Below are 25,710 nucleotides of genomic sequence, written 5' to 3'. Positions count from 1 at the left end.
AGGAAAAATGAGAGAAATACCTGTGATTTTAATCAGTCACGGCCATTATTCCAAATATGCGCTGGAAAGTGCAGAAATGATAATAGGCAGACAGGATAACTGTGAAGTAATTTCCGTTACGGAAGATAAGGATCTGGAAAGTGTGACAAAAGAGCTGGAGGGGGTATATGAAAAATTTAAAAATGAAAAAGGAGTCATAATATTAACAGATATAAGAGGAGGAACACCAAGCAATGCAGCTGCCAGTCTTTTGGTAAGAGAACCGGGTATTCTGGCTTTGAGCGGCTATAATATGCCTTTGCTTCTGGAATTATTTACAAACAGAGATCTGGAAATGGATGAACTGAAAGAGTGTATGTCTGAAGCTTTTAATGAATCATTGGTGGATCTTAGGGAAGAAACAGCGGGATTATGCAATGATGACATAGAATTATAAAAATTATAAATCAGGAGGAAAAAATGGAAAATATAGAATTAGTGAGAATTGATGACAGAATGCTTCACGGACAGGTAGTTTCCACATGGCTGAAAGATTACAAGATAGAACAGGTTTTGATAATTAATGACAAAGCCGCTAATGATCCTATTCAAAAATCTATAGCCGGACTTGCAGCTCCAAAGGAAGTGAAAGTACATCTATTTGGTGTGGATCAGTTTATAGAAATATTGAAAAAAACACCTATAAAGAGAAAAACAATGCTTATATTTACTACATCTACAGATGTTTTGAAGCTGGTAGAAAACGGGCTGGATATAAATGCAATAAATGTCGGAGGAATGAGATATAACGAGAACAGAAAAAGACTTTCCAAAGCTGTATCTGTCACGCCGGAAGAAGAAGAGGCGTTCAAAAAGCTAATAGAAAAAGAGATAAAAGTATTTATACAGATGATTCCGAAATCTGACGAAAGTTTGATGAAAAATTTATTGAAATAAAAATTTGACTGGAGGAGAAATTCTATGTTAATAAAGGCAATATTGGTGGCAATTTGGGCTGGTGTCTGTGTATGGGATCAGTATGGTCCGCATTTAGGATTTAGAAAACCGCTGCTTGCAGGGGTAGTAACAGGGCTGATACTCGGAGATCTGAAACAGGGACTGATAATAGGGGGAACACTTGAATTAATGTGGCTTGGTATGAATAATGTCGGTGCTTATATTCCTCCTGACGTAATAAGCGGGAGCGTGGTAGGTGTAGCTATAGGAATTCTTTCAGGACAGGGTGTAGCAGCGGGAGTAGCTGTGGCAATTCCCGTAGCAATGCTTATACAGCAGGTATCGATGTTTTTACAGACTTTCAATATTACACTGGTTCACAGAGCAGATAAAATAATATTAAGCGGTGACTACAGAAAAATAGACAAACTGCAGTATATAGGAATGGGACTATGGTTTTTATCGAGATTTATACCGGTATTTATTGCAGTTTATCTGGGAACAGCAAGTATAGAGTTCATAACAAACAGAATACCTGAGAGTATATTCACAGGATTGTCTGTAGCATCAAAAATAATACCTGCTGTGGGGATGGCAATGCTTCTTACAATGATGATGAAAAAATATATGTGGATGTTTCTTTTATTAGGTTTTGTAATAGCATCATATTTTCAGATACCTTTACTGGGTCTTGCTTTGCTGGGACTAGTATTCGCAGGAATATATGATCTTATTATTACAAGCAAAGAAAAAAGTGTAAAAACAGAAATAAGCAGCAGTGTAACAGAAAATGATTCAGAAGAGGAGTTGGATTTATAATGGAGAATAAAATAACAAAAAGTGATTTGAATAAAGTTTTCTGGCGTACACAGCTTATCCAGATGTCTCATAACTATGAGAGAATGCAGAGTCTGGGATCTCTTTACTGTCTGAGTCCTATATTAAAAAGAATCTATAAAGATGCACCGAAAGAGCAAAGAGTGGAGTCAATGAGAAGGCATCTGGAATATTTTAATACACACCCGATGTTAGCTTTTTCCATTTTTGGAATAGTGGCTGCTATGGAAGAAAATACCACAGAAGAAGAAAAAGAAGGGGTAATAGCTGTAAAAACCGGTCTTATGGGGCCGCTGGCGGGATTAGGAGACAGTCTTTTGAACTTTACATGGATGCCAATATGCGGAAGTATAGGAGCAGCTCTTGCAGTACAGGGGAATGTGCTGGGGCCAATACTGATGTTTCTTATGATAAACGGACTTTATACACCGTTAAAATATTACGGGCTATTTTACGGATATAAAAAAGGCGAAAGTGTAATAAATGAAAAAGATGAAGGAACACGTGTACTGGACAGACTTTCAGGAATGGCAAACGTACTTGGGGTAATAGTAATCGGGGGACTTATAGCCGGAAACGTAAAAGTAAAAATAGGAACACAGTTTGAAATAGGTGATCAGGTACTGGTACTTCAGGAAATGCTTGATAAAGTAATGCCGAATCTTCTGCCTGTACTGGTAACAGTGGCATGTTATTATCTGCTGAAAAAGTCAAACGGAAAATTTGCAGTGCGTATTATTTTCGGCGTATTAATTATTTCAGTAATACTGTCTATGTTCGGAATTTTGGTATAAATAATCTTACTGGATAAAAGGAGAAAAAATGAAACCAAACATAATATTAATAATGGTAGATCAGATGAGAGGAGACTGTTTGGGAATAAACGGACATCCTGTAGTAGAAACACCGAATCTGGATATGATGGCAAGTGAAGGATATAACTTTAAAAATGCATATTCAGCAGTACCAAGCTGTATAGCCGCAAGAGCAGCACTTATGACGGGGATGAATCAGAGAAATCATGGAAGAGTAGGATATAAAAATAATGTAACATGGAATTATAAAAATATGCTTGCAGAAACTTTTGCAAAGAATGATTATTACACACAATGTGTGGGGAAAATGCATGTACATCCTGAAAGAAGTCTGTGCGGATTTCATAATATACTTTTACATAACGGATATTCAAATAACAGCAGAAACAGCAGAAAAACATATGAATCGGTATTCTATAATGTAGATGATTATTTATACTGGCTGAAAGAAAAAAAAGGAATTTCCGCAGAGCTTACTGACAGCGGGCTTGACTGTAATTCATGGGTGGCAAGATCATGGCCTCATGAGGAACAGTATCATCCTACAAACTGGCTTGTTAATGAAGGAATAAACTTTTTGAGAAGAAGGGATAAGAGGAAAAATTTCTTTTTGAAACTGTCTTTTATAAGACCGCATTCACCGCTTGACCCGCCTGAATATTACTATAATATGTATATAAACAGGGAGATTGACGATCCTATACCCGCAGATGCGGAAGATATAAAGGAAGCATATAATGTTAATGCCACTGAGGGAAAAATATCCAAAGAAGCAATGAAAAGAGCAAAAGCAGCGTATTATGGAAGTATAACACATATTGACCACCAGATAGGAAGATTTTTGATGGTGTTAAAAGAAAATGATCTGCTAAAAGAGAGCATTATACTTTTTGTTTCCGATCACGGAGACTTAATGGGAGATCATGGTTTATTCAGAAAATCAATGCCTTATCAGGGAAGTATTCATATTCCGTTTATAGTATACGATCCGGGAAATTTTCTTAACGGAGGAGAAAAAAGAAACCCTGATAATTTAGTGGAAATAAGGGACATAATGCCTTCACTGCTTGATTTCTGCAATATGGAAATTCCTGATACAGTGGACGGAAAGAGTATAAAAGAAATAATAGAAAATAAACCTGTGGAATGGCGGGAACATCTCCATGGAGAGCATTTTAACCATGAAAAATCAAATCAGTATATAGTGGATAAAAAAATGAAATATATGTGGTTTTCTCAAACAGGTGAAGAAAAATTATTTGATCTGGAAAATGATCCAAAAGAAATAACTGACCTTGCACAAAAGAAAGAATATACTGAAATATTAGAAAAATACAGAAAAATTCTCGCCAAAGAGCTGGAGGGCAGGGAAGAAGGATATTCTGACGGGATAAATCTTATTACAGGAATGAAAGCAAAAGAATGTCTGAGCCATATTCTGGATAACTGATATTTTTGTTTGAAAATTAATTAGTTTTAGCATTTACTATATATATCAGATCAGCCGGATATAGAGACGAAATCTTATATTCTGGCTGGTCAGGATAAAAGAATGTATTATTTAAGGCAGACAATGACAGGGGAAAAATATGATTAGAAATTTACAGTTAATGATAAAACCAGCTTCCAGCAGATGTAATATAAACTGCGGATATTGTTTCTATAATGAAACGGCACGTAACAGGGAAATAAGTGATTACGGAGGCATGAAAGAAGAAACTATAAAAGAAATAATAAGAAAAGCTTCTGAATTCTGCGGAAGCGGAACATGCGGCATTGGCTTTCAGGGCGGAGAACCAATGCTGAGAGGAATAGAATTTTATAAAAAAATAATGGATTATATAAAAGAAGAAAAAATGGAGACGAATTTTGTTTTTACGATTCAGACAAACGGGATATTAATAAATGAGGAATGGGCGGAATTTCTGAGGGAAAATAATTTTTTAACAGGGATATCACTTGACGGAACTGAGACAATACACAACAGTAACAGAAAAAATCACAGCGGGCAGGGAACATTTAATGAAGTAATGAACTCTGTAGAATTATTGAAACAATACGAGGCGGACTTTAATATATTAACTGTAGTAACAAAAGAACTGGCTGAAAATATAGAGGAAGTATATAGATTTTATAAAAAAAATGATTTTCATTATTTACAGTTTATACCTTATATAGAAACAGAAGAGAATATGAAATCAGAAAAGTATATGCTTTCTGCAGAGGTTTATGGCGATTTTCTGAACAGATTATTTGATCTTTGGTATGATGATCTTATAAATGACAGGGGAGTAAGTATAAGATATTTTGATAATATAGTCGGTCTTTTTCTGGGCTATCCTTATGAAGCCTGTGATATGAGAGGAGTATGCAGCTGTCAGAATATAATAGAAAGTGACGGCAGTATTTATCCCTGTGATTTTTATGTATATGACGACTATAAACTGGGGAATATAAATGAAAACACTTTTGAAGAAATAATACAGAGCAAAAAAACAGAGAAATTTATAATGGAGTCACTGGTTCATAATAAAGAATGCATGCAGTGTGAGTATAGAAATTTATGCTGTAACGGATGTAAGAAACATCGTGATAACAACAATAAAAACAGGTTTTGCGAAACATACAAAGAATTTTTCGGAAAACATACGGATAAATTTTATAAAATCAGGGAGATGTTAATAAAAGGAAGTTTTTAAAAATTTAAGGAGAAAGTAAAATGCTGTACTTTATAATTAGTTTATTTTCTACAATAATAGGGGCAATAGTGGGAATCGGGGGCGGACTTATAATCAGACCGCTTTTGGCAAATATAGGAGTGGCCAAAAGTCTGGCATCATTTACATCATCAATTGTGGTAATGTCAATGGCAGTGGTAACACTGGTCACTTTTATGAGAAACGGTGTAAAAATAAAAGTGAGAAAAATTATCCTGCTTGCTGCGGGTAGTATTATAGGAGGTTTTCTTGGCGGAACCCTTCTAAAATATGTAAATGAAAATTTTATAGATGTAGCATATATCTTTATGCTGATATTGGTTTTGCTTTCTGTAATTTTCAGAAAAAAAATTCCTGAGATAAATATAAAAAATCCTATAGCAGAAATCATAATAGGAATAATAACAGGGGGATTATCAGGATTTTTCGGCATAGGCGGAGGCCCGTTTCAGGTAACAGCATTAATTGTATTTTTTGGTATGGATCCAAAAGAAGCAGCAGTGGACAGTATATTTATAACTTTTCTTACAACACTTAGTTCTCTCACAAAATATACAATGAACGGATATATGGACTTTTCTCTTGCTTTGTTTATGGTGCCGGCTGCTATAATCGGAGGGTATGCAGGAGGTAAGATAAACAGAAAAATAAGCAGTGAAAAAGTATCTTTGATATTTAAGCTTTCAATATTATTTATAATACTAATGCAGAGTATTACGGTGATTTTTAAGTATGTAAATTAAAATATTTTTATATTAATCGGCTTTCTATACTTATAATTACTGTTATTAAAATTTTCATATGTATTAACTAAATAGTATTTATAAAGAAAAATAATAAATAGTGCAATTTATAAATTATCTAATATAAAAAATATATATGCAAATTTTAATATTATAAATATAAAATAAAATTATATATTAGTAATAATAAGAATAAAAATAAAATGATGAAATCCGATATTGAAAAGAAAAAGCATTTATAAAACGAATGGACTAATTAAAAATCGATAAAAATAATTAATTCTCTTGAAATACTAAAAACTTTCTGTTATACTAAATGTGAATTGAATAAGTCTCATATATGTTCTGAATATGGCAGGACGTCTCTACAGGTTACCGTAAATGACCGGCTATGAATAACAAGGTTAATCTTTATTAACTCTTACTTTGTTTTGCCTGAATTATGTGGGACACTTTATCAGGAGGAAGTAATGAAGAATTTTAGAAAAAATAAAATAAAACTTGGATTTTTAATAGCATTTATAAATAATAATAACTTAAATATAAAAAGTTATTCCACAGGGCCTAAGTATACACATTAATCAGTGTATACTTAGGCTTTTATACTTACAATAAAATTTTTAATTTAATGAAATAAGGAGGAATCATGACAGATATAGAGATAGCACAAAAAGCAAAATTGGTAAAAATAAACGAAATAGCAGAAAAAATAGGTTTAACAGAAGATGAATATGAACAGTACGGAAAATATAAAGCGAAGGTGGAGCTGAGTGTACTGGAAAAGTATAAGGATAAAAAAGACGGTAAGCTTGTACTGGTAACAGCAATAACGCCTACACCTCCCGGTGAGGGAAAATCAACAGTATCTGTAGGACTTACACAGGCATTTAACAAGTTTGGGTATAATTCAATAGCAGCACTAAGAGAACCATCTTTAGGACCGGTTTTCGGAATAAAAGGCGGAGCTACAGGAGGGGGACACTCACAGGTAGTACCAATGGAAGATATAAACCTCCATTTTACAGGTGATCTGCATGCTATTACAGCAGCACATAATCTGATTTCAGCATGTATAGATAATCATTTGAAACACGGTAATGAATTAAATATAGATATAACACAGATTACGTGGAAACGTGTACTTGATATGAATGACAGAGCGCTCAGGGATATAGTTATCGGAATGGGAGGAAAAGCAAACGGTATACCCAGAGAGTCGTCTTTTCAGATAACTGTTGCATCGGAAATAATGGCAATATTATGTCTTTCCAGCTCTATACCTGATTTAAAAGAGAAAATAGGAAATATAATTTTTGGGTACAGCAATAAGGGTGAATCGCTGAAAGTAAAAGACCTGAAAATAGAAGGCGCCGCAGCTGCACTGCTGAAAGAGGCAATCAAGCCGAATCTGGTGCAGACTTTGGAGAACACACCGGTATTTATACACGGCGGGCCTTTTGCAAATATAGCTCACGGGTGTAACTCTATACTTGCCACAAAAATGGCATTAAAACTATCAGACTATGTGGTAACGGAAGCAGGGTTCGCAGCTGATCTCGGAGCAGAGAAGTTTTTGGATATAAAAGCAAGGAAAGCAGGACTGAATCCTAACGCAATAGTAATAGTAGCAACAATAAGAGCATTAAAACATCACGGCGGGGGAAGCGACCTCACTGTGGAAAATATGGAAACATTAAAAGAAGGTATGGCAAATCTGGATAAACATATAGAAAATATGCAGAAATACGGAATACCGGTAGTGGTAGCAATAAATAAATTTATAACTGATACTGATAAAGAGATCGGTTTTGTTAAGGAACACTGTGAAAAAGCAGGAGTAAAAACAGCTCTTTGCGAAATATGGGAAAAAGGCGGTGAAGGCGGAAAAGAACTGGTAGATATTCTGATAAATGAAATGGAAAAAGAAACAGAAGGATACAGACCGTTATATGAGCTGGATCTCAGCATAAAAGAAAAAATAACAAAAATAGCTAAAGAGATATACGGAGCAGGAAATGTGGAATTTTCCGACAAAGCAGGAAAAACTATATTGAAACTGGAAAAATTAGGGTACAGCAATCTGCCTGTATGTATATCAAAAACCCAAAAATCACTTTCGGATAACCCGGCACTTCTGGGACGCCCCGACGGATTTACGGTAAAAATAAACGAGATAAGAATAGCAGCAGGGGCAGGTTTCATAGTGGCAATGGCAGGAGAAATAATAGATATGCCGGGACTGCCGAAAAAACCAGCTGCGGAATTAATAGATATTGATAAAGACGGAAAAATAACTGGATTATTTTAACTCATATATGTCCTGAATATGGCAGGACGTTTCTACAGGTTACCTTAAATAACTGTCTATGAGTGAAAGTACAAAGCACGAATATGTTCTGATGCTTTACTTTTGCTTATGCGTATGCGGTAAATGTAAAGTGTCAGAATTTTTTTATAAATTATAATTATATATGTTGGAGAGGAAAAGTATGAATTTCAGAATATTTGTAGAGAAGAAAAAAGAATTTAATGTAGAGGCAAGAGAGCTTTTTGAGGATTTACAGGAAAATCTCTCTGTAAAAAATCTAAAGAATATAAGAATAGTGAATATCTATGATATATTCAACATTGAAAAAAGAGAATTAAAAAATGCAAAGAAAATAGTTTTTTCTGAAATAACAGTGGATAATGTATACGATGAAATGGAACTTTCGGAAAAAAAATGGTTCGCAGTGGAATATCTGCCCGGACAGTATGACCAAAGAGCAGATTCGGCAATTCAGTGTCTGAACCTTATTTCCAAGAAAAATAGAAATGCCGTCGTAAAAAGCGGAAAACTTCTTATCTTTGACGGGAATGTAAATAGTGAAACTATAGAAAAGATAAAGAAATATTATATAAACTCTATAGAAATGAGAGAAAAAGACTTAGAGATACTTGAAGAAAATACAGAAACAGAAAATAAAGAAGATATAGAAATATATAACGGATTTATAAACTACAAAAAGGATGAACTGGAAAAGTTTCTGAAAAAAATGGAACTGGCAATGACATTTGAAGACCTTGAATTTGTTCAGCAGTATTTCAAAGAAACAGAAAAAAGAGATCCGACAGAAACAGAGATAAAAGTTTTGGATACATACTGGTCTGACCATTGCAGACATACTACTTTTGAGACAAGAATAAAAGATATAAAATTTGAGACAGGAAAATATAAAAAGCTGTTTCAGGAAACTTTTGACAAATATATGGAAAGCAGAAGATATCTTTTTGAGAAAAAAGAGGCTGAAAGACCGATTACTCTGATGGATATGGCAACGATTTTTGGTAAAGAGCAGAGAAAAAAAGGATATCTTGATGATATGGAAGTATCAGACGAGATAAATGCCTGCTCGGTATTTGTAGATGTGGAAATTAACGGTAAAAATGAAAAATGGCTGATGCAGTTTAAAAATGAGACACATAATCATCCTACGGAAATAGAGCCGTTTGGAGGAGCTTCCACATGTATAGGGGGAGCAATAAGAGATCCGCTTTCTGGGAGAACATATGTATATCAGGCAATGAGAATAAGCGGTTCAGCTGATCCGAGAGAAAGTATAGAGGATACTCTTTCCGGGAAACTTCCTCAAAAAGTAATAACAAGAGGTGCAGCACACGGTTTTTCATCTTACGGGAATCAGATAGGACTTACTACTACTCATGTAACTGAGGTGTATGATGAAGGATACAAGGCAAAAAGACTGGAAACAGGGCTTGTAATAGGAGCGGCGTCAATAGGAAATATCAGAAGGGATAAACCTTTGAAAAGTGATGTAATTATACTTTTGGGAGGAAAAACAGGAAGAGACGGCTGCGGGGGAGCAACGGGATCATCTAAGGAACATTCACATGATTCATTTGAAAAATGCAGTGCCGAGGTGCAAAAAGGAAATGCAATAACAGAAAGAAAGATACAAAGACTGTTTAGAAATGAAACTGTAACAAAGCTTATAAAAAAATGTAATGACTTTGGTGCAGGCGGAGTTTCTGTAGCAATAGGGGAACTGGCAGACGGACTGGAAATAGATCTGGATAAAGTACCTGTAAAGTACATAGGACTTGACGGGACAGAACTGGCTATATCAGAATCACAGGAAAGAATGGCTGTAGTGGTAGCAAGAAAAGATGCGGAAAAATTCATTTCACTTGCTAAAGAGGAAAACCTCGAAGCAACTATAGTAGCAAGGGTTACTGATAAAAACAGACTGGTTATGACATGGAAAAATAAGAGAATAGTGGATATATCAAGAAAATTCCTAAATACAAACGGTGCATTGGCTGAAACAGAAGTTTTGGTAAAAACACCTGATAAAAAAATACCTTTGGCAAGAGAAGCGGAAGGAAAAACATTCAGGGAAAAATTTATTAATAATATAAAAACTTTGAATACATGTTCGCAAAAAGGACTTTCAGAGATGTTTGACTCTACTATTGGAGCTTCTACGGTGTTAATGCCTTACGGGGGGAGATATCAGCTTACACCTGCCGATGTATCAGTACAAAAATTCCCTGTTCAGGATGGGATTACAAATACTGCTTCTATGGCAGCTCACGGCTATAATCAGGATATTTCCAAATGGTCTCCTTTTCACGGGGCACTTTATGCAGTAATAGAATCTGTATCTAAGATAGCAGCAGCAGGCGGGGATTATAAAAAAATAAGATTTACATTTCAGGAATATTTTGAGCGTCTCGGGAAAGATAAAGAGAAATGGGGAAAACCATTCTCGGCATTATTGGGAGCGCTTTACGCCCAGAAAGAATTTGAGCTTCCTTCAATAGGCGGTAAAGATTCTATGAGCGGAACGTTTAATGAACTGAATGTACCGCCGACGCTGATATCTTTTGCAGTAAATACAGTTAATGCCGAACATGTGATATCTTCGGAATTTAAAGCTGCGGGAAATAATATTTATCTTATAAAACACAGTGTAGATGATACATTTATACCTGATATTCAGGAAATAAAAGAGAATTATAATTATGTGCATAAAAATATACTCGAAGGAAACATAATATCTGCTATGGCTCTGAAACAGGGTGGAATTGGCGAGGCAGCAGCGAAAATGTGTTTTGGAAATAAAATAGGCGCCGAAATAAATATTAAAGAGGATGAATTTTTTAAGCTGAATTATGGAGCCATGATAGTGGAATCAGAAACAGAGCTTAATAATAAAAATGCAGTATTAATAGGAAAAACAATCAGCAGTGAAAAAATGAGAGTAAATGGTGAAACGATAGAGCTTTCTGAATTAATAGAAAACTGGGAATCAGTGCTGGAAATGATTTTCCCTTCAAAACTTCATATGAAAACAGAAAGTATAAAAGAATTCGCGGTAAAAAATAATATATATATAGAAGGAACAGCTGCAAAAGTAAAATTCGCAAAACCCCGTGCAGGAATTCTCGTGTTTCCGGGGAATAACTGTGAATATGATACTGTAAGGGTATTGGAAAATAACGGTGCTGTTGCAAATACCGTAATATTTAATAATATGAGCCAGAGTGACATAGAAGATTCAATAAACAGAATAATTCATCAGATTACAAATTCGCAGATTCTGGTACTGCCGGGAGGATTCAGTTCAGGTGACGAGCCTGACGGATCAGCTAAGTTTATAGCAGCGGTATTGAGAAATAAAGGAATAGCAAAGGCAATAGAAAAATTTCTGAAAAGAGACGGTCTGATACTGGGAATATGTAACGGTTTTCAGGCGCTGATAAAATCAGGACTTCTGCCTTACGGGAAAATAACAGAACTGGAAGAAGATTCATCAACACTTACATATAACAGTATAGGAAGACACGTTTCAAAAATAGTTCCCACAAAGATAGTTTCAAACAGATCACCATGGCTTTCAGGAATGAGTGTGGGAGATATACATAAAATAGCTATGTCGCATGGTGAGGGAAGACTTATAGTAGATAGTGCAACAGCTGAAAAATTATTTAAAAACGGACAGGTAATTACACAATATGTGGATCTTAATGGAAATCCAACAATGGATTCTATGTATAATCCCAATAACTCAGATTATGCAATAGAAGGATTAATTTCGGAAAATGGAAGAATTCTTGGGAAAATGGGACACTCTGAAAGAATGGGGACTAATCTTTACAAAAATATAAAAGGCAATAAAGAGCAAAATATATTTATAAACGGAATAAAATATTTTAAGTAAACAGGAGGAAAAATGAAAGCAGCAATAATTTTCGGAAGTAAATCTGATACTGAAAAAATGAGGGGAGCAGCAAACTGCCTGAAAGAATTTGATATAGAATTCGAGGCACATATACTGTCTGCACACAGAGTACCTGAAAAACTTGAGGAAGTATTAACAAGACTTGAAGCGGAAGGAACAGAAGTAATAATAGCCGGTGCAGGATTGGCAGCACATCTTCCGGGTGTAATAGCATCAAAAACTATTCTGCCTGTGGTGGGAGTACCTTTGGAAGCAGCATTGGACGGTCTTGATTCGTTATTTTCAATTGTACAGATGCCAAAAGGAATTCCTGTGGCAACAGTAGGAATCAATAATTCCTATAATGCCGGTATGACAGCTGTACAGATACTTGCGCTGAAATATCCCGAACTCAAAGAAAAGCTTATATTATACAGAAAGACTATGAAAGAAAAGTTTATAGAAGAAAACAACAAAACAGTTGATTTATAAAATAAAAACCAGGAGGCACGCTATGGAAAAAAAGGATTTTCTATATGAAGGAAAGGCAAAGCAGATATATTCTACAGATGATGAAAACTATGTAATAATTCACTATAAAGATGATGCAACAGCAGGAAACGGTGAAAAAAAAGGAAGTATAAAGGATAAAGGGATAATAAACAATCAGATAACTGCACTTTTATTCAAAAGACTTGAAGAAATAGGAATAAGAACACATTTTAAAGAGAAGCTGAATGACAGAGACCAGCTTTGTGAAAAGGTAAAGATATTTCCTCTGGAAGTAATAGTAAGAAATATAATAACAGGTTCTATGTCAAAAAGACTCGGCGTAAAAGAAGGAATAAAGCCCGAAAATACTATACTGGAAATCTGCTATAAAAATGATGAGTACGGCGATCCGCTTATAAATGACCATCATGCAGTGGCTCTGGGGCTTGCTACATATGAAGAACTGAACAAAATATACGAGATTACTCTGAAAATAAATGACTTTTTAAAGGAATTGTTTGATAAAGAAGGAATAATTCTTGTAGACTTTAAAATAGAATTTGGGAAAAACAGTAAGGGAGAAATACTTCTTGCAGATGAGATTACACCTGACACATGCAGACTGTGGGATAAGGAGACAGGGAAGAAACTGGACAAGGACAGATTCAGACAGGATTTGGGCGGTATAGAAGAGGCATATATAGAGATTTTAAAAAGACTAGAGGCATAAATTATGATGATGGAAGATAATGATTTGGTTATGGATAAAATGGAAGAAGAATGCGGAATTTTCGGAGTTTATTCCAAAGAAGTACGTGATGATATAATGGGGCTTGGCTACTACGGATTATTTGCTCTTCAGCACAGAGGCCAGGAAAGTGCAGGTCTTACTGTAAGTAATATGGGAAATCTGGAAACTATAAAAGGAATGGGTCTGGTTTCGGAAGTTTTTACAGATAAGGATCTGACAGAAAATACAGGTAATGCATTAATAGGGCATGTAAGATACTCTACTACAGGAAGTTCGTCACTTATGAATGCCCAGCCTCTCGGAGGATACTTTATGCTGGGACAATTTGCCATTGCACATAATGGTAATTTAGTAAATACCGCTACTCTGAGAAGACAGCTGGAATCGGAAAGTGCCGTATTTCAGACTACTACTGATACTGAGCTGATACTGAATCTGCTTTCGAGATATTCCAGAAACGGAATAAAATCTATGATAGTAAATACAATGAGAACAATAAAAGGTTCATTTGCACTTGTGATGCTTATTGGTGATAAACTTATAGGAGTAAGGGATCCGAACGGTATCAGACCGCTGTGTCTCGGGAGAATAAACGGCGGTACTTATGTACTGGCTTCGGAAACATGCGCTCTTGATACAGTGGACGCTAAGTTTATAAGAGATATAGAGCCGGGAGAGATAGTAATAATAGATTCTGACGGAGTAGACTCTATAATGTATGAAAAAAACAGTTCCAAAGCTCCGTGTTCATTTGAGTATATTTACTTTGCAAGACCAGATACTGAAATAGACGGTATAGATGTCTACAGCGTAAGACACCAGACAGGAAAGTATCTGTACAAGCAGAATCCCATAGAGGCAGATGTGGTAATAGGTGTACCTGATTCGGGAATTCCTGCGGCAATTGGTTATTCGGAAGAGAGTAAAATACCCTATGGTATAGGACTGGTAAAAAATAAATATATAGGCAGAACTTTTATCAGCCCTAGTCAGGAATTAAGGGAAAAATCAGTAAAAGTAAAACTAAATGCAATAAAAAAAGTAGTAGAAGGAAAAAGAGTAGTAGTAATAGATGATTCACTTGTAAGAGGAACTACTTCCAAAAAAATAGTAAAAATGCTTAGAGAAGCCGGAGCAAAAGAGGTACATTTCAGATCAGCTTCACCTGTGGTAAAAAATGAATGTTACTTTGGGATAGATATCGCCACAAAAAAAGAACTTATAGGAAGTAATATGAGCCTTGAGGAAATCAGAGAGAAAATAGATGCTGATTCACTGGATTATCTTACACTTGAAAATTTGAAACTGACATTAGGAGGAACAAATTTCTGTATGGGATGTTTTACAGGAAATTATCCTATAACTAATATGGAAAATAAATCTTTGGAGGATGAAGATGCTGACTTATAAAAATTCCGGGGTGGATAAAGAAGAGGGGTACAAAAGTGTTGATTTGATAAAACAAACGGCTCTGAGTACATATTCAAAAAAAGTATTAAACGAGCTTGGAAGTTTTGGGGCTATGTATAAACTGGGAAGATATAAAAATCCCGTGTTAGTTTCAGGAACAGACGGGGTGGGTACGAAGCTGAAACTGGCTTTTCACCTGAAAAAATATGATACTGTGGGAATAGATTGTGTAGCAATGTGTGTAAATGATATTTTATGTCACGGGGCAAAGCCTTTGTTTTTTCTTGATTATCTTGCATGCGGGAAACTAGATGCCGGGGTATCTTCGGAGATTGTAAAAGGTGTAGCCGAAGGGTGCCACAGCTCCAAGATGGCTCTGGTAGGCGGAGAAACTGCTGAAATGCCGGGATTTTACAGCGAAGGGGAATATGATATAGCCGGTTTTGCTGTAGGAGTGGTAGAGAGAAAGAAAGTAATAAACGGTGAGAAGATAAAGCCGGGTAATGTAATTATCGGACTTCCGTCAAGCGGTGTACACAGCAATGGGTTTTCACTTGTAAGAAAACTCATAACTGATCTTGATGAAGAGTATAACGGACAGAAAATATCAGAATACCTTCTTACTCCCACGAGAATATACGTAGCTCCAGTATCAAAAGTGCTGAAAAAATATAAAGTAAAAGGTATGGCTCATATCACAGGAGGCGGACTTATAGAAAATGTGCCGCGTATTATCCCTGACGGTTTAAGTGCTGTAATTTTTAAAGATAAAATAAAAGTACCTGAAATATTTAATTATCTTCAGTCAAAAGGTGTTCCTGAGGATGAGATGTGGGGAACATTTAATATGGGTATCGGCTTTATAATGGTAGTAAAAGCTAAGGACAAGGATAAAATAATCAAAAAACTGTCAAAGTATGGTGAAAATGCATACGAGATAGGTCATATAGAAGAAGGAGACAGTAAAATATGCCTAAAATAGCAGTTTTAATTTCCGGGGGAGGTTCAAATTTACAATCAGTAATTGATAATATAAAAAATAAAAATCTGGACTGTACTATTGAATATGTAATATCTGACAGGGAATGTTTCGGAATAAAAAGAGCTGAAAATGAAGGTATAAAAACATTAGTTGCTGACAGGAAAAAATACAGGGATTCATTATCGGAAAAAATCGGGGAATTTTTGGACGGAAATGTAGACTATATTGTATTAGCAGGTTTTCTGTCTATTCTTGATACTGAATTTGTAAAAAAGTGGGACAGAAAAATAATAAATATACACCCTTCATTGCTTCCAAAATATGGTGGTGCAGGTATGTACGGAATAAAAATACATGAAGCTGTGATAAAAAACAATGAAAAGGAAAGCGGCTGTACTGTCCATTATGTGGATACCGGCATAGATACAGGAGAAATAATAATTCAGGAAAAAGTAACCGTAACACCTGATGACACACCGGAAACATTACAGCAGAAAGTATTGGAAAAAGAACATATAATTTTAACAGAGGCAATAAAGAAAGTTTTCACAAAATAGAATATTTAATTTAATCAGGAGTGAGATATGATAAAGAGAGCTTTGATAAGTGTTTATAAAAAAGATAATATATTGGAATTTTCAAAATTTCTTATGGAAAAAGATGTGGAGATAATATCTACAGGAGGAACATACAGATATTTGAAAGAAAACGGAATACCGGTAACAGAAGTTTCGGAAATAACAAAATTCAAAGAGATGCTTGACGGAAGAGTGAAAACACTGCATCCGAATATACACGGAGGAATACTTGCCATAAGAGATAATGCCGAACATATGAAAACTATAGAGGAAAATGATATTAAGCCCATAGATATGGTAATTGTAAATCTGTATCCGTTTTTTGAAGAGGTAAAAACAGACAAGAGCTTTGAGGAAAAGGTAGAGTTCATAGATATAGGCGGACCGACTATGCTGAGATCAGCTGCAAAGTCTTTTAAAGACGTAGTGGTAATATCTGATACAGATGATTATGAAAAGGTAAAAGGAGAAATAAACGAATCAGGGAATGTAAGTTTTGAGACAAGAAAAAATCTGGCAGGAAAGGTATTTAATCTTTGTTCGGCATATGATGCGGCAATATCAGAATTCCTGCTTAATGAAGAATTCCCTCACTATCTGAATATGTCTTATGAAAAAATGTTTGATCTGAGATACGGAGAAAATCCTCATCAAAAAGCGGCATATTATGTATCTACAGTTCAGGACGGGGCGATGAAAGATTTTAAACAGCTGAACGGAAAAGAATTATCTTTTAATAATATAAGAGATATGGATATTGCATGGAAAATAGTAAATGAGTTTGACGAGCCGGCATGTTCTGCAATAAAACATTCTACACCATGCGGGGCGGCAGTAGGAAAAACTCCTTTTGAAGTCTATCAGAAAGCTTATGAATGTGACCCTCTATCAATATTCGGAGGGATAGTTGCTGTAAATAAAGAAGTGGACGAGGAGACTGCGGTGGAAATGGCAAAGATTTTTCTGGAAATAGTAGTAGCACCTTCTTATACTGATCGTGCACTTGAAGTATTAAAAGGAAAGAAAAATCTGAGAGTAATAGAAGCCAAAACAGGAAAAGTTCAGGATAAATTCGAGTATGTAAAAGTAGACGGCGGGCTGCTTGTACAGGATGTAAATAAAGAAATGATGAAAGAATTCAATATTGTAACAAAAAAAGTACCGGATGAAGCTGAAATAAGAGATATGATTCTGGGAATGAAAGTAGTAAAACATGTAAAATCAAATGCTATAGTAGTGGTAAAAGACGGTATGGCAAAAGGAATAGGAACCGGGGAAACAAACAGAATATGGGCTACAATGCAGGCTTTGGAAAGAGCGGGAGATGGTGTTGTACTTGCATCTGATGCATTTTTTCCTTTCAGGGACTGTGTAGATGCAGCAGCTAAAGCAGGAATTACTGCTATAATACAGCCCGGAGGCTCTATGAGAGATCAGGAATCTGTGGATGCCTGCAATGAACATGGAATATCAATGGTATTTACCGGAATAAGACACTTTAAACATTAATAAAATGAAACCTGAAACAGCCATTAGTTATTTAAATATATTTTAGTAGGAGAAAAAATGAAAATATTGATAATAGGAAACGGTGGAAGGGAACACGCAATTGCATGGAAATTATCGCAGAATCCTAAAGTGGAGAAAATATACGCGGCATTAGGAAATGCCGGGATAAGCCATTTGGAAAAAGGAGAATGTGTGAACCTGAAAACAGTTGACGAAATGCTGGAATTTGCTGTGAAAAATGCAATTGATCTGACAATAGTGGGAAGTGAAGAGCTTCTTGTAGAAGGAATAGTAGATAAATTCACAGAGAAAAACCTGAAAATTTTCGGGCCTGATAAATTAGCCGCACAGCTTGAGGGGAGTAAGGTTTTTTCAAAGAACTTTATGAAAAAGTATGGAGTGAGAACTGCTGAATACGAGACTTTTTCTGAAAGCAGCGCAGCTTTGGAGTATCTTTCACATGCAGAATTTCCTGTAGTGGTGAAAGCAAGCGGGCTTGCAGCTGGAAAGGGTGTAATAATAGCAAAGAATAAAGAAGAAGCAGAAAAAGCAGTGAATGAAATAATGGTAGAAATGAAGTTTGAAAGCGCAGGAAGCGAAGTAGTAATTGAGGAGTTTCTTGTGGGATATGAAGCATCTGTTCTGTCATTTACAGATTCTGAAACTATACTTACCATGATAAGTGCCAAAGATCATAAAAAAATCGGAGAAAATGAAACAGGACTGAATACGGGAGGTATGGGTGCTATATGCCCTAATCCCTACATGACTGATACAGTAGAAGAAGAGTTTCGAAAAAATATACTGGAACCGACTTTGAAAGGTATAAAAGCAGAAAAAATGGATTTTGCAGGTATAATATTTTTTGGAGTAATGATCACTAAAAAAGGTGTGTACCTTCTGGAATACAATATGAGACTGGGAGATCCTGAAACACAGGCAGTATTGCCGTTACTTGAATCAGACCTTCTGGATGTTATTGACAGCTGTCTAAAGAGAGAGCTGAATAAAATTAGACTTGAATGGAAAAATGGTTTTTCCTGCTGTGTAGTAGCTTCTTCAGGAGGGTATCCCGAAGAATATAAGAAGGGATATGAAATAAATTTTGATGTAAAAGACGGGCTGGTGTTTATGGCCGGAGTAATAGAGAAGGACGGGAAATTTCTTACTTCAGGCGGTAGGGTTTTAAGCACTGTAGGTTTGGGAGATACACTGGAAGAGGCAAGAAAAAATGCATATGAGATATTAGGAAATATAAATTTTAACGGTAAATATTATAGAAAAGATATAGGAGAGATATAAATATTTTGGTAAAACACCTCAATTGTCGGGTAAAACTGACAGAGGTGTTTTTTTAGTCAGATTATATTATAAAAATAGAAAAACTAACAACTCGATATAGGACGTTTAGAATAAGTATACAATTTTTTTATGTTGATAAAACATAATGAAAACCTTAGTATTTTACCCGTGTTAAAAAAAATATGAAAGAACCTTAGCAGATGATTATACTTTTAAAATATAAAACAAATAATAAAAAAAGTCGTAAAAAATCTTTCAGAGATAAACTAAATTATAGATGAAGATAATCTCAAGTAATATTTTTACTAATAAAGCAATGATTCTAGGTACTCTAAAGAAATAAAAATATTTGTTTAGAAATATTGTTGACATATTATTCTAAAATGTATATAATCTCTATACCAGCGAGAAAAATAATTGTCTGGTTAATAATTAAAAATAAAAAATTGTAAAATTATTCTTTTAAATTAGAGGTTTCAAAAAATATTTTTAATAATTAACCGTAAATATGTAAATCATTGTTGTTTTATGATTTTTAATGAAGGAGAAAAAAATGAGAAAGAATAAAAAATTGTTGACTGCACTGGCACTCAACACTTTAGCTGTGGGTGTAGGCGGTGTACAGGCTCAATCAAGTCAAATGAAATATGAAAACGTTTACAATAAAATTACAAAAAATTTAGAAAAAAACAAATCAAATGACGAAAATTACAAATTATTGGAAAAAATACTAAATAAAAGAAACAAAGAATTAAAAGACTTGTATTTACAAGGTGACTATATTGTAAAACCGGAGTACCTTGAATGGCAAGTGTTTTTTACAGGTTTTTACAATCATTCAAACAGAGGAGGAAACAGGGAAGAGCGTATTCCTATAGCAGAAAATGAAGGAAAGAAAATAGATCTGGGAGTTTTTATACCTGTAAAAGGAAAAACAGTAAATGGTGTTAATTTAGATATACTTTCACCGGATGAACCGGAAGTGAACGTAAATTTGCCGAGTATATCAGCACCGCAGATAAGTGATCCGATTATTAATTTTACACCTGTAGAGGTACCAGGGGCAATATCAGCAACTACAGATTTTTCTAATTTTTATAGCTTTTTCGCATTCACACAAATTGGGGAAAATACAAATAATATTCAATATAATTCATCTGGAAATACTATTTATGAGAATTTAAATGTAACTTCATCAGGAGAAGTAAAAGTTCAGAGTAACAGCGACGGAAGTATTCAAATAACAGGAGAAACTTCATATAATAACGGAGTTGTATCTGGAACAACACCTGCATCTTATACATTCGGAAGTTCTTTGGTAAATGAATTTTCTTTGATGACTATGGGAATTGACGGGGATTTTTCTGTCGGTGGAGACTGGAAACTTAACAATGATTATAATATAACTGATTATGTTAGGTGGAATCCAGGATATGGTTTCTTAAGCTACAGACCATATTATATAACGTCTGACAGCAAAGTGGAATTTAACGGGAATCTGGAGATGACAGGAAATAATATTAAAACAGGACTTTATTTAGATTTACAAAATCAGGCTAGTTTACCTGATGTAACGGCAACATTGGAGAATAAAGGCACAATAACAGTGACTTATGGAAGTGGTATGACTTTAAATGCCAAAACTAAAGATGGAACAGTAAGCGGAGAATTGATCAATTCTGGTATAATTAATTTGAATAGAAATGGAATAGGATTAAATATACTATATGGAACTAGTGAAAGTGGAAAAGCGATTGTGAAACCGGGAATTATTAATGTGAATGGAGATAGGGCAACAGGGATTCATATTGGTCTTAATTATATAGGCCCTAATCCTAATGAAGCCACATCTAATATTATATTGGACGGTTCGGACGGATTAATAACGGTTAACAGTGATATGGGCACAGGAATAGTAATTAGCAGAAATATGGGAATAGCCGGAGGCATAAATCCTCTGGAAAATATCAAAAATTTGAATATAATAGTAAACTCACAAAGAGGCTCAGGAATTGTACTTGAAGCTATGGAAAAAGGAAAAGATTATCATTATATTCTAACTGATAAAGTGGTAGAAAGTATAAAATTCGGACCAGATTCAAAATCAAGTTCGTTATTTACAGTATCAGAAGCAGCTAATTCAGAAAAAGTGACTTTGGAATTAGATGAGAGTTTGAAAAATGCAGTTGGAATAATAGACACGGGAACTATGAATACTGTAGTTACTACAGAGTATCATTCAAAAGTTATAAACAATATGCCAATAGAAATTACTGAAAATGCAAAAGCTATGTATGCTTTAACTACTAGCTGGTACACACCTACTAATTTTACACCGAGTCCAATAATTATTAACAATGCAGATGTAATAAATAATTCATCTCCTTATACAAATTTAGGAACCACTTATGGAGCTTTGGGAATGGGAGCATTAAGCTTAGGAGCAACATTAATAAATAACGGAAATTTGGATATGGGCGGAGAAAATGCAATAGGAATCTATAATAGAGGAACAGCTGAATCTAAAAGTGATCATATTATAATAAATAACAATAAAGGAACAGTTATTTATGGAGGTTACGCTATATCGGGCGGTTCTTATAATGTATACACACCAAGCGTGTCTAAAATAAGCGCCAACAGATTGGAAGTAAATGGTGATAACGGGGCAGTAATTTATTCAAAACCAGGAGATATAGAATTATCACCGCTGACATCGGGAGGAAGTCTCGAAATAACTGCAAATGGTAAGAGTACATATGCTTTCTATCATGAGACAGTGAATTCTAAAGATGGAGTGCTGTCAGGAAAATTTAAAATAAATGATACAGTAAATGTAAACTTAAAAAATGGCGCAATAGGATTTTATTATGACGGTAACTATGGAAATGCCGATATTCAAAACTATTTTACAAATGTAGTAGACATAAGCAACGGTCAGCTGAATGTTATTGCAGATGAAAGCAGTTATAATATGGCAATAGGACATGCAACCGTTAAAATTTCTGATTTATCAAATTTAAATATTCCAAATGTAAATTTTGTTAATGGTGTGGATAAAATAAAAATTTTTCAGGGAACAGTTAATATAGATATAGATTCTGATATAGATAAAAATAATTCTAACGGAAATAAAACATTCAGAAATTTAGGAATAGGACAATCCAGTATTAATCTGGAAAATGGAGTGAAAATAACAGGAACGGAAAACTCTCTTATAGGAATAGGACAGTCCTCTAAATATTATGAAAATACAAGTTATATTAATAATGACGGTACAATAGATTTAAAAGGGGATTCTTCAGTAGGAATATACAATAAAAGAGGAAGAACAAATAATGCGGGTACAATAGATGTACGTGGAAATAAAAGTATAGGCTTGTATGAAATAAGCGGATATCTCTCAAATACAGGAGAAATAAGAATAGCTGATAATGGAATCGGGATATACAATACAACATATCTTGATACAGATGATAATCCTTATGATTATTCATATTCTTCTATAGAGAATGCAGGGAAAATAATATCTGACGGAGGAAATAAATCTATAGGTATTTACGCAAATAACAATACTTCTTACGGATATATGTATGCAACTTTATATGATACATCAAATATAGATATGAGTGCTTCAAAAGGCGGTATAGGAATATATGCTAATAAATCAGGTGTCTACAGCGATTGGTGGAGCGGCAGTGCAGGGGAAATAACAGTAGGAGAAAATGGAGTAGGCCTTTATGCAAAAGATTCCGATATAAATATTACTAATCTGGAATTGAATTTAAACGGAGATAACGCAGTAGGTATTTACTTAGACGGAACAACTAATTTCACAGGAACAGGAAATATAAATGTAGACGGGAAAGGTATTACAGTATTTAATGTATTAAACACTGGTGGTTTTGATCAAAGTTTTAATATTTCATCTACAGCAGGATCGAGTTATAATTTCCAAAATCTAATTGGTAAAACTTCATACTATAATTCCACAGCTTCATTAGGTCAGGGAGGAACCTTTATATCTGGAACTAACTCAGCAGTGTTGTTAGATTCAAATTCACAATTGGTATCAACAGACTCTAATGTAGTAGCACTGGCTTTAGACGGAGTGTATTCAGGACTAACAAATATTAATGGTATTGCTGTGAACGATGAAGCTACAAATAAAGGAATAATTTCATTTGGTGATGATTCGGTAGGTATTTTCGTTAAAAACGGAGCATCAGCATTAAATGAAGGAACAATAAGTCTTGGATCATATTCTGTAGGATTATACGGCAGCGGAGCAGGAACAGAGATAGCAAATACAGGTAATATAAGTATAGGTTCTAATTCAGCAGGTCTTTATCTGAAAGATGGAAATAAAATGTCAAACAGCGGGAATGTATCCGGCAGCGGAGATAAAACAGTAGGTTTATATTTTAGCGGGGCAGATGTATCAGAAGTTAATAATACAGGGTCGATAATGCTGTCAGGCAACGGATCAGTGGGAATATATATGAATGGTGTACAAGCTGATGTCGTAAATAATGCCGGGAATATAACAACAGGAGATTCAGGTGTCGGTATTTTCAATAAAAATGCAAACGCAGCAATAACTAACGCAGCTGATATAACAGGCGGGGCTAAAGCAGTGGGACTGTATACTGACGGAGGAACTATAAATCATCTGTCAGGTGATATAAATACAGGTTCAGAGGGAGTTAATGTTTATGCTGTATCTGGTACAGTAACTTTAAATAACGGAATACTAAATGCAGATGATGTGGAAGAAGTAGGTATTTACGGAAAAGACGGAGCTAATATTGACAATAATATGGAAATGAAAATTGCTCAAAATAATTACGGAATTATTCTGGATACAGGTTCAAATCTAATAAACAGAAACAAATCAACATTAGGTGAAAGTAGTGTCTTATTATATTCAAATAATGGAAGCTCTGTATTTAATGATACAGGTGCAGATATTACAATGAACGGGTCGAATTCAATGGCCTTTTATATGGAAAACGGCGGAGACCTTGTAAATAAAGCAGATATAACAGGAGGCAGCGGAACTGCCAATATAGGAATTTATACAAAAGGAGTAAATGTAGACAACAGCGGTAATATAAAAGTGGGAGATTCAATGATAATAGATGCAAAAGATCCGGCAAAGAATTTTTATTCAGTAGGTATATACAATGAAAAGGCAGAAAATTTTAATAATACAGGAAATATAGAAATCGGTGCTGATTCAATCGGTGTATATCTGCAGGGAAATACAAACAGCGGATCAAACAGCGGAAATATAGTTTCCAATGCCAATGGTGCAATAGGAATTTATACAGTAACGGGAACCCTCGAGAATTCAGGAAACATAACTTTATCAGGTGAAAAATCAATAGGGATAGCAGCAGCACTAGGATCAAAAATCTCAAATTCAGGAACAATTACTATGAATGGTAATGAAAGCACAGGAATTTATGCATCGCTAAATTCAACAATAGTAAATGAAAAAAATGGAGCTATCTACATAAACGGAAATAACAGTACAGGTGTTCAGCTTTCAGGCGGTTCAAAACTGGTAAATAACGGTAAAATAGAAATAGCTTCTGGGATAATAAACTCGCTTCAAGTTCGTGAAGGAGAGGGGTTATATGAAATCCCAAGTATAATCAATGCAGGAGTAATTAAGGTAGACGAGAAATTTGACCTAAATGGACTAAATTTAATAATAAGAGCAGATGTAAACAGTTTTAGGGTACCTACAATAGATGAGGTAACTATAAACGATTACAACATGGAAGACATGAATGCAGGATTCTTGTTAACAAATTCAGTACAGATAGCAGCGCCGTCATTTGATTATGGTACAGAAGCAGTGAATATAGATCCTTTATTCACACAGGGGACAAATGCAAGAGTATATAAATTTGAAAATGTATTTGATCCAATGACAGAAGGCGGAGGGTTAAATTCAGGAGAATTAACAGTAAAGAGCGGATCATTGACATTCGATGCAATACCAAATATAAATTCAAACGGTAAAGTAGACATTTGGATGGAAAAGATAGATTATGACCAGTTTACAAAAGGACTTTGGTATGACAGCTTTGCGAAGAATATTGAGGGGAAATATCTGGATGCTGTAGGAGATGCTTTAAAGGTTTATGATAAACTGGATTTAATCAATGATATAAATGATTTTGACAGCAGTATGGAACAATTGGCAGGAAAAATGTATGCTAATATAAACCAAAGAGAACAGAATATATATGGTGTTAGTATGAAAAAGTGGACACAAAAATCTTGATTGTGTAAACTAATTGAGAGAAGGCAGGTGTCCGAAATGAAAGGAACAAAAAGATACGATAAAGTATTTAAATCAACAATGGTAGAACTGCATAAAAATGGGAAAAGTATAGCGCA

Annotated in this window: 17 protein-coding genes and 2 riboswitches; all 17 genes read left to right on the top strand. The window is 34.7% G+C overall.

The annotated features are described in order from the left end of the window. Positions 1-7 precede the first annotated feature (7 nt). The 17 genes from NK213_RS00085 to NK213_RS00005 all read left to right on the top strand — a co-directional run bounded on the left by NK213_RS00085 (position 8) and on the right by NK213_RS00005 (position 25,594). A complete protein-coding gene (locus NK213_RS00085; protein ID WP_253345865.1) occupies positions 8-436 on the top strand; it encodes a PTS sugar transporter subunit IIA in 429 nt (142 codons plus the stop codon). A 23-nt stretch (positions 437-459) separates the two neighbouring features. Beyond that, the gene (locus tag NK213_RS00080) at positions 460-936 is read left to right on the top strand and encodes a PTS sugar transporter subunit IIB (protein ID WP_253345864.1); all 477 of its coding nucleotides are present in this window, start codon (positions 460-462) and stop codon (positions 934-936) included. Positions 937-960: 24 nt separating this feature from the next. Further along, entirely contained in the window at positions 961-1,755 is a 795-nt protein-coding gene (locus tag NK213_RS00075; RefSeq protein ID WP_253345863.1) for a PTS sugar transporter subunit IIC, read from the top strand. Then, the gene (locus NK213_RS00070; protein WP_253345861.1) at positions 1,755-2,567 is read left to right on the top strand and encodes a PTS system mannose/fructose/sorbose family transporter subunit IID; all 813 of its coding nucleotides are present in this window, start codon (positions 1,755-1,757) and stop codon (positions 2,565-2,567) included. Before NK213_RS00075 ends, NK213_RS00070 begins: the two co-directional genes overlap by 1 nt. Before the next feature lie 28 nt (positions 2,568-2,595). Continuing rightward, positions 2,596-4,038 carry an arylsulfatase gene (locus NK213_RS00065; protein ID WP_253345859.1) on the top strand — a complete coding sequence of 481 codons (1,443 nt, stop codon included), beginning with the start codon at positions 2,596-2,598 and terminating at the stop codon, positions 4,036-4,038. A gap of 139 nt (positions 4,039-4,177) precedes the next feature. Beyond that, positions 4,178-5,287 (top strand): anaerobic sulfatase maturase, encoded by a 1,110-nt coding sequence (locus NK213_RS00060; protein WP_253345858.1) that lies wholly within the window; start codon positions 4,178-4,180, stop codon positions 5,285-5,287. A 20-nt stretch (positions 5,288-5,307) separates the two neighbouring features. After that, positions 5,308-6,048, top strand: a complete 741-nt coding sequence (locus NK213_RS00055; RefSeq protein WP_253345857.1) for a sulfite exporter TauE/SafE family protein — start codon at positions 5,308-5,310, stop codon at positions 6,046-6,048. Between the two features lie 314 nt (positions 6,049-6,362). Further along, a riboswitch (purine riboswitch) is annotated at positions 6,363-6,460 on the top strand. 234 nt (positions 6,461-6,694) lie between these two features. Then, a complete protein-coding gene (locus NK213_RS00050; protein WP_253345856.1) occupies positions 6,695-8,356 on the top strand; it encodes a formate--tetrahydrofolate ligase in 1,662 nt (553 codons plus the stop codon). Further along, positions 8,338-8,435, top strand: a riboswitch (purine riboswitch). It overlaps the preceding gene by 19 nt. A 102-nt stretch (positions 8,436-8,537) precedes the next feature. Further along, positions 8,538-12,272 carry a phosphoribosylformylglycinamidine synthase gene (locus NK213_RS00045; protein WP_253345855.1) on the top strand — a complete coding sequence of 1,245 codons (3,735 nt, stop codon included), beginning with the start codon at positions 8,538-8,540 and terminating at the stop codon, positions 12,270-12,272. A 12-nt stretch (positions 12,273-12,284) separates the two neighbouring features. Continuing rightward, on the top strand, positions 12,285-12,764 hold the full coding sequence (gene purE / locus NK213_RS00040) for a 5-(carboxyamino)imidazole ribonucleotide mutase (RefSeq protein ID WP_253345854.1): 480 nt from the start codon (positions 12,285-12,287) through the stop codon (positions 12,762-12,764). Positions 12,765-12,786: 22 nt separating this feature from the next. After that, a complete protein-coding gene (gene purC / locus NK213_RS00035) occupies positions 12,787-13,494 on the top strand; it encodes a phosphoribosylaminoimidazolesuccinocarboxamide synthase (protein WP_253345853.1) in 708 nt (235 codons plus the stop codon). A 3-nt stretch (positions 13,495-13,497) separates the two neighbouring features. Continuing rightward, a complete protein-coding gene (gene purF / locus NK213_RS00030) occupies positions 13,498-14,925 on the top strand; it encodes an amidophosphoribosyltransferase (protein ID WP_253345851.1) in 1,428 nt (475 codons plus the stop codon). Then, the gene (gene purM / locus NK213_RS00025; protein ID WP_253345849.1) at positions 14,912-15,907 is read left to right on the top strand and encodes a phosphoribosylformylglycinamidine cyclo-ligase; all 996 of its coding nucleotides are present in this window, start codon (positions 14,912-14,914) and stop codon (positions 15,905-15,907) included. The genes purF and purM overlap by 14 nt, the downstream gene beginning before the upstream one ends. Beyond that, a complete protein-coding gene (gene purN / locus NK213_RS00020; protein WP_253345848.1) occupies positions 15,895-16,464 on the top strand; it encodes a phosphoribosylglycinamide formyltransferase in 570 nt (189 codons plus the stop codon). Before purM ends, purN begins: the two co-directional genes overlap by 13 nt. A gap of 27 nt (positions 16,465-16,491) precedes the next feature. Next, positions 16,492-17,994, top strand: a complete 1,503-nt coding sequence (purH, locus tag NK213_RS00015) for a bifunctional phosphoribosylaminoimidazolecarboxamide formyltransferase/IMP cyclohydrolase (protein WP_253345845.1) — start codon at positions 16,492-16,494, stop codon at positions 17,992-17,994. Between the two features lie 57 nt (positions 17,995-18,051). Beyond that, complete coding sequence (purD, locus tag NK213_RS00010; protein WP_253345843.1) at positions 18,052-19,296, top strand: phosphoribosylamine--glycine ligase; 1,245 nt, start codon at positions 18,052-18,054, stop codon at positions 19,294-19,296. A gap of 553 nt (positions 19,297-19,849) precedes the next feature. Continuing rightward, the gene (locus NK213_RS00005; protein WP_253345841.1) at positions 19,850-25,594 is read left to right on the top strand and encodes an autotransporter domain-containing protein; all 5,745 of its coding nucleotides are present in this window, start codon (positions 19,850-19,852) and stop codon (positions 25,592-25,594) included. Positions 25,595-25,710 lie beyond the last annotated feature (116 nt).

The sequence above is a fragment of the Sebaldella sp. S0638 genome (genome assembly GCF_024158605.1).
Taxonomy (GTDB): domain Bacteria; phylum Fusobacteriota; class Fusobacteriia; order Fusobacteriales; family Leptotrichiaceae; genus Sebaldella.
The sequence above is the reverse complement of the archived record's forward strand: the minus strand, read 5'-3'. Positions and strand labels throughout refer to the sequence as shown.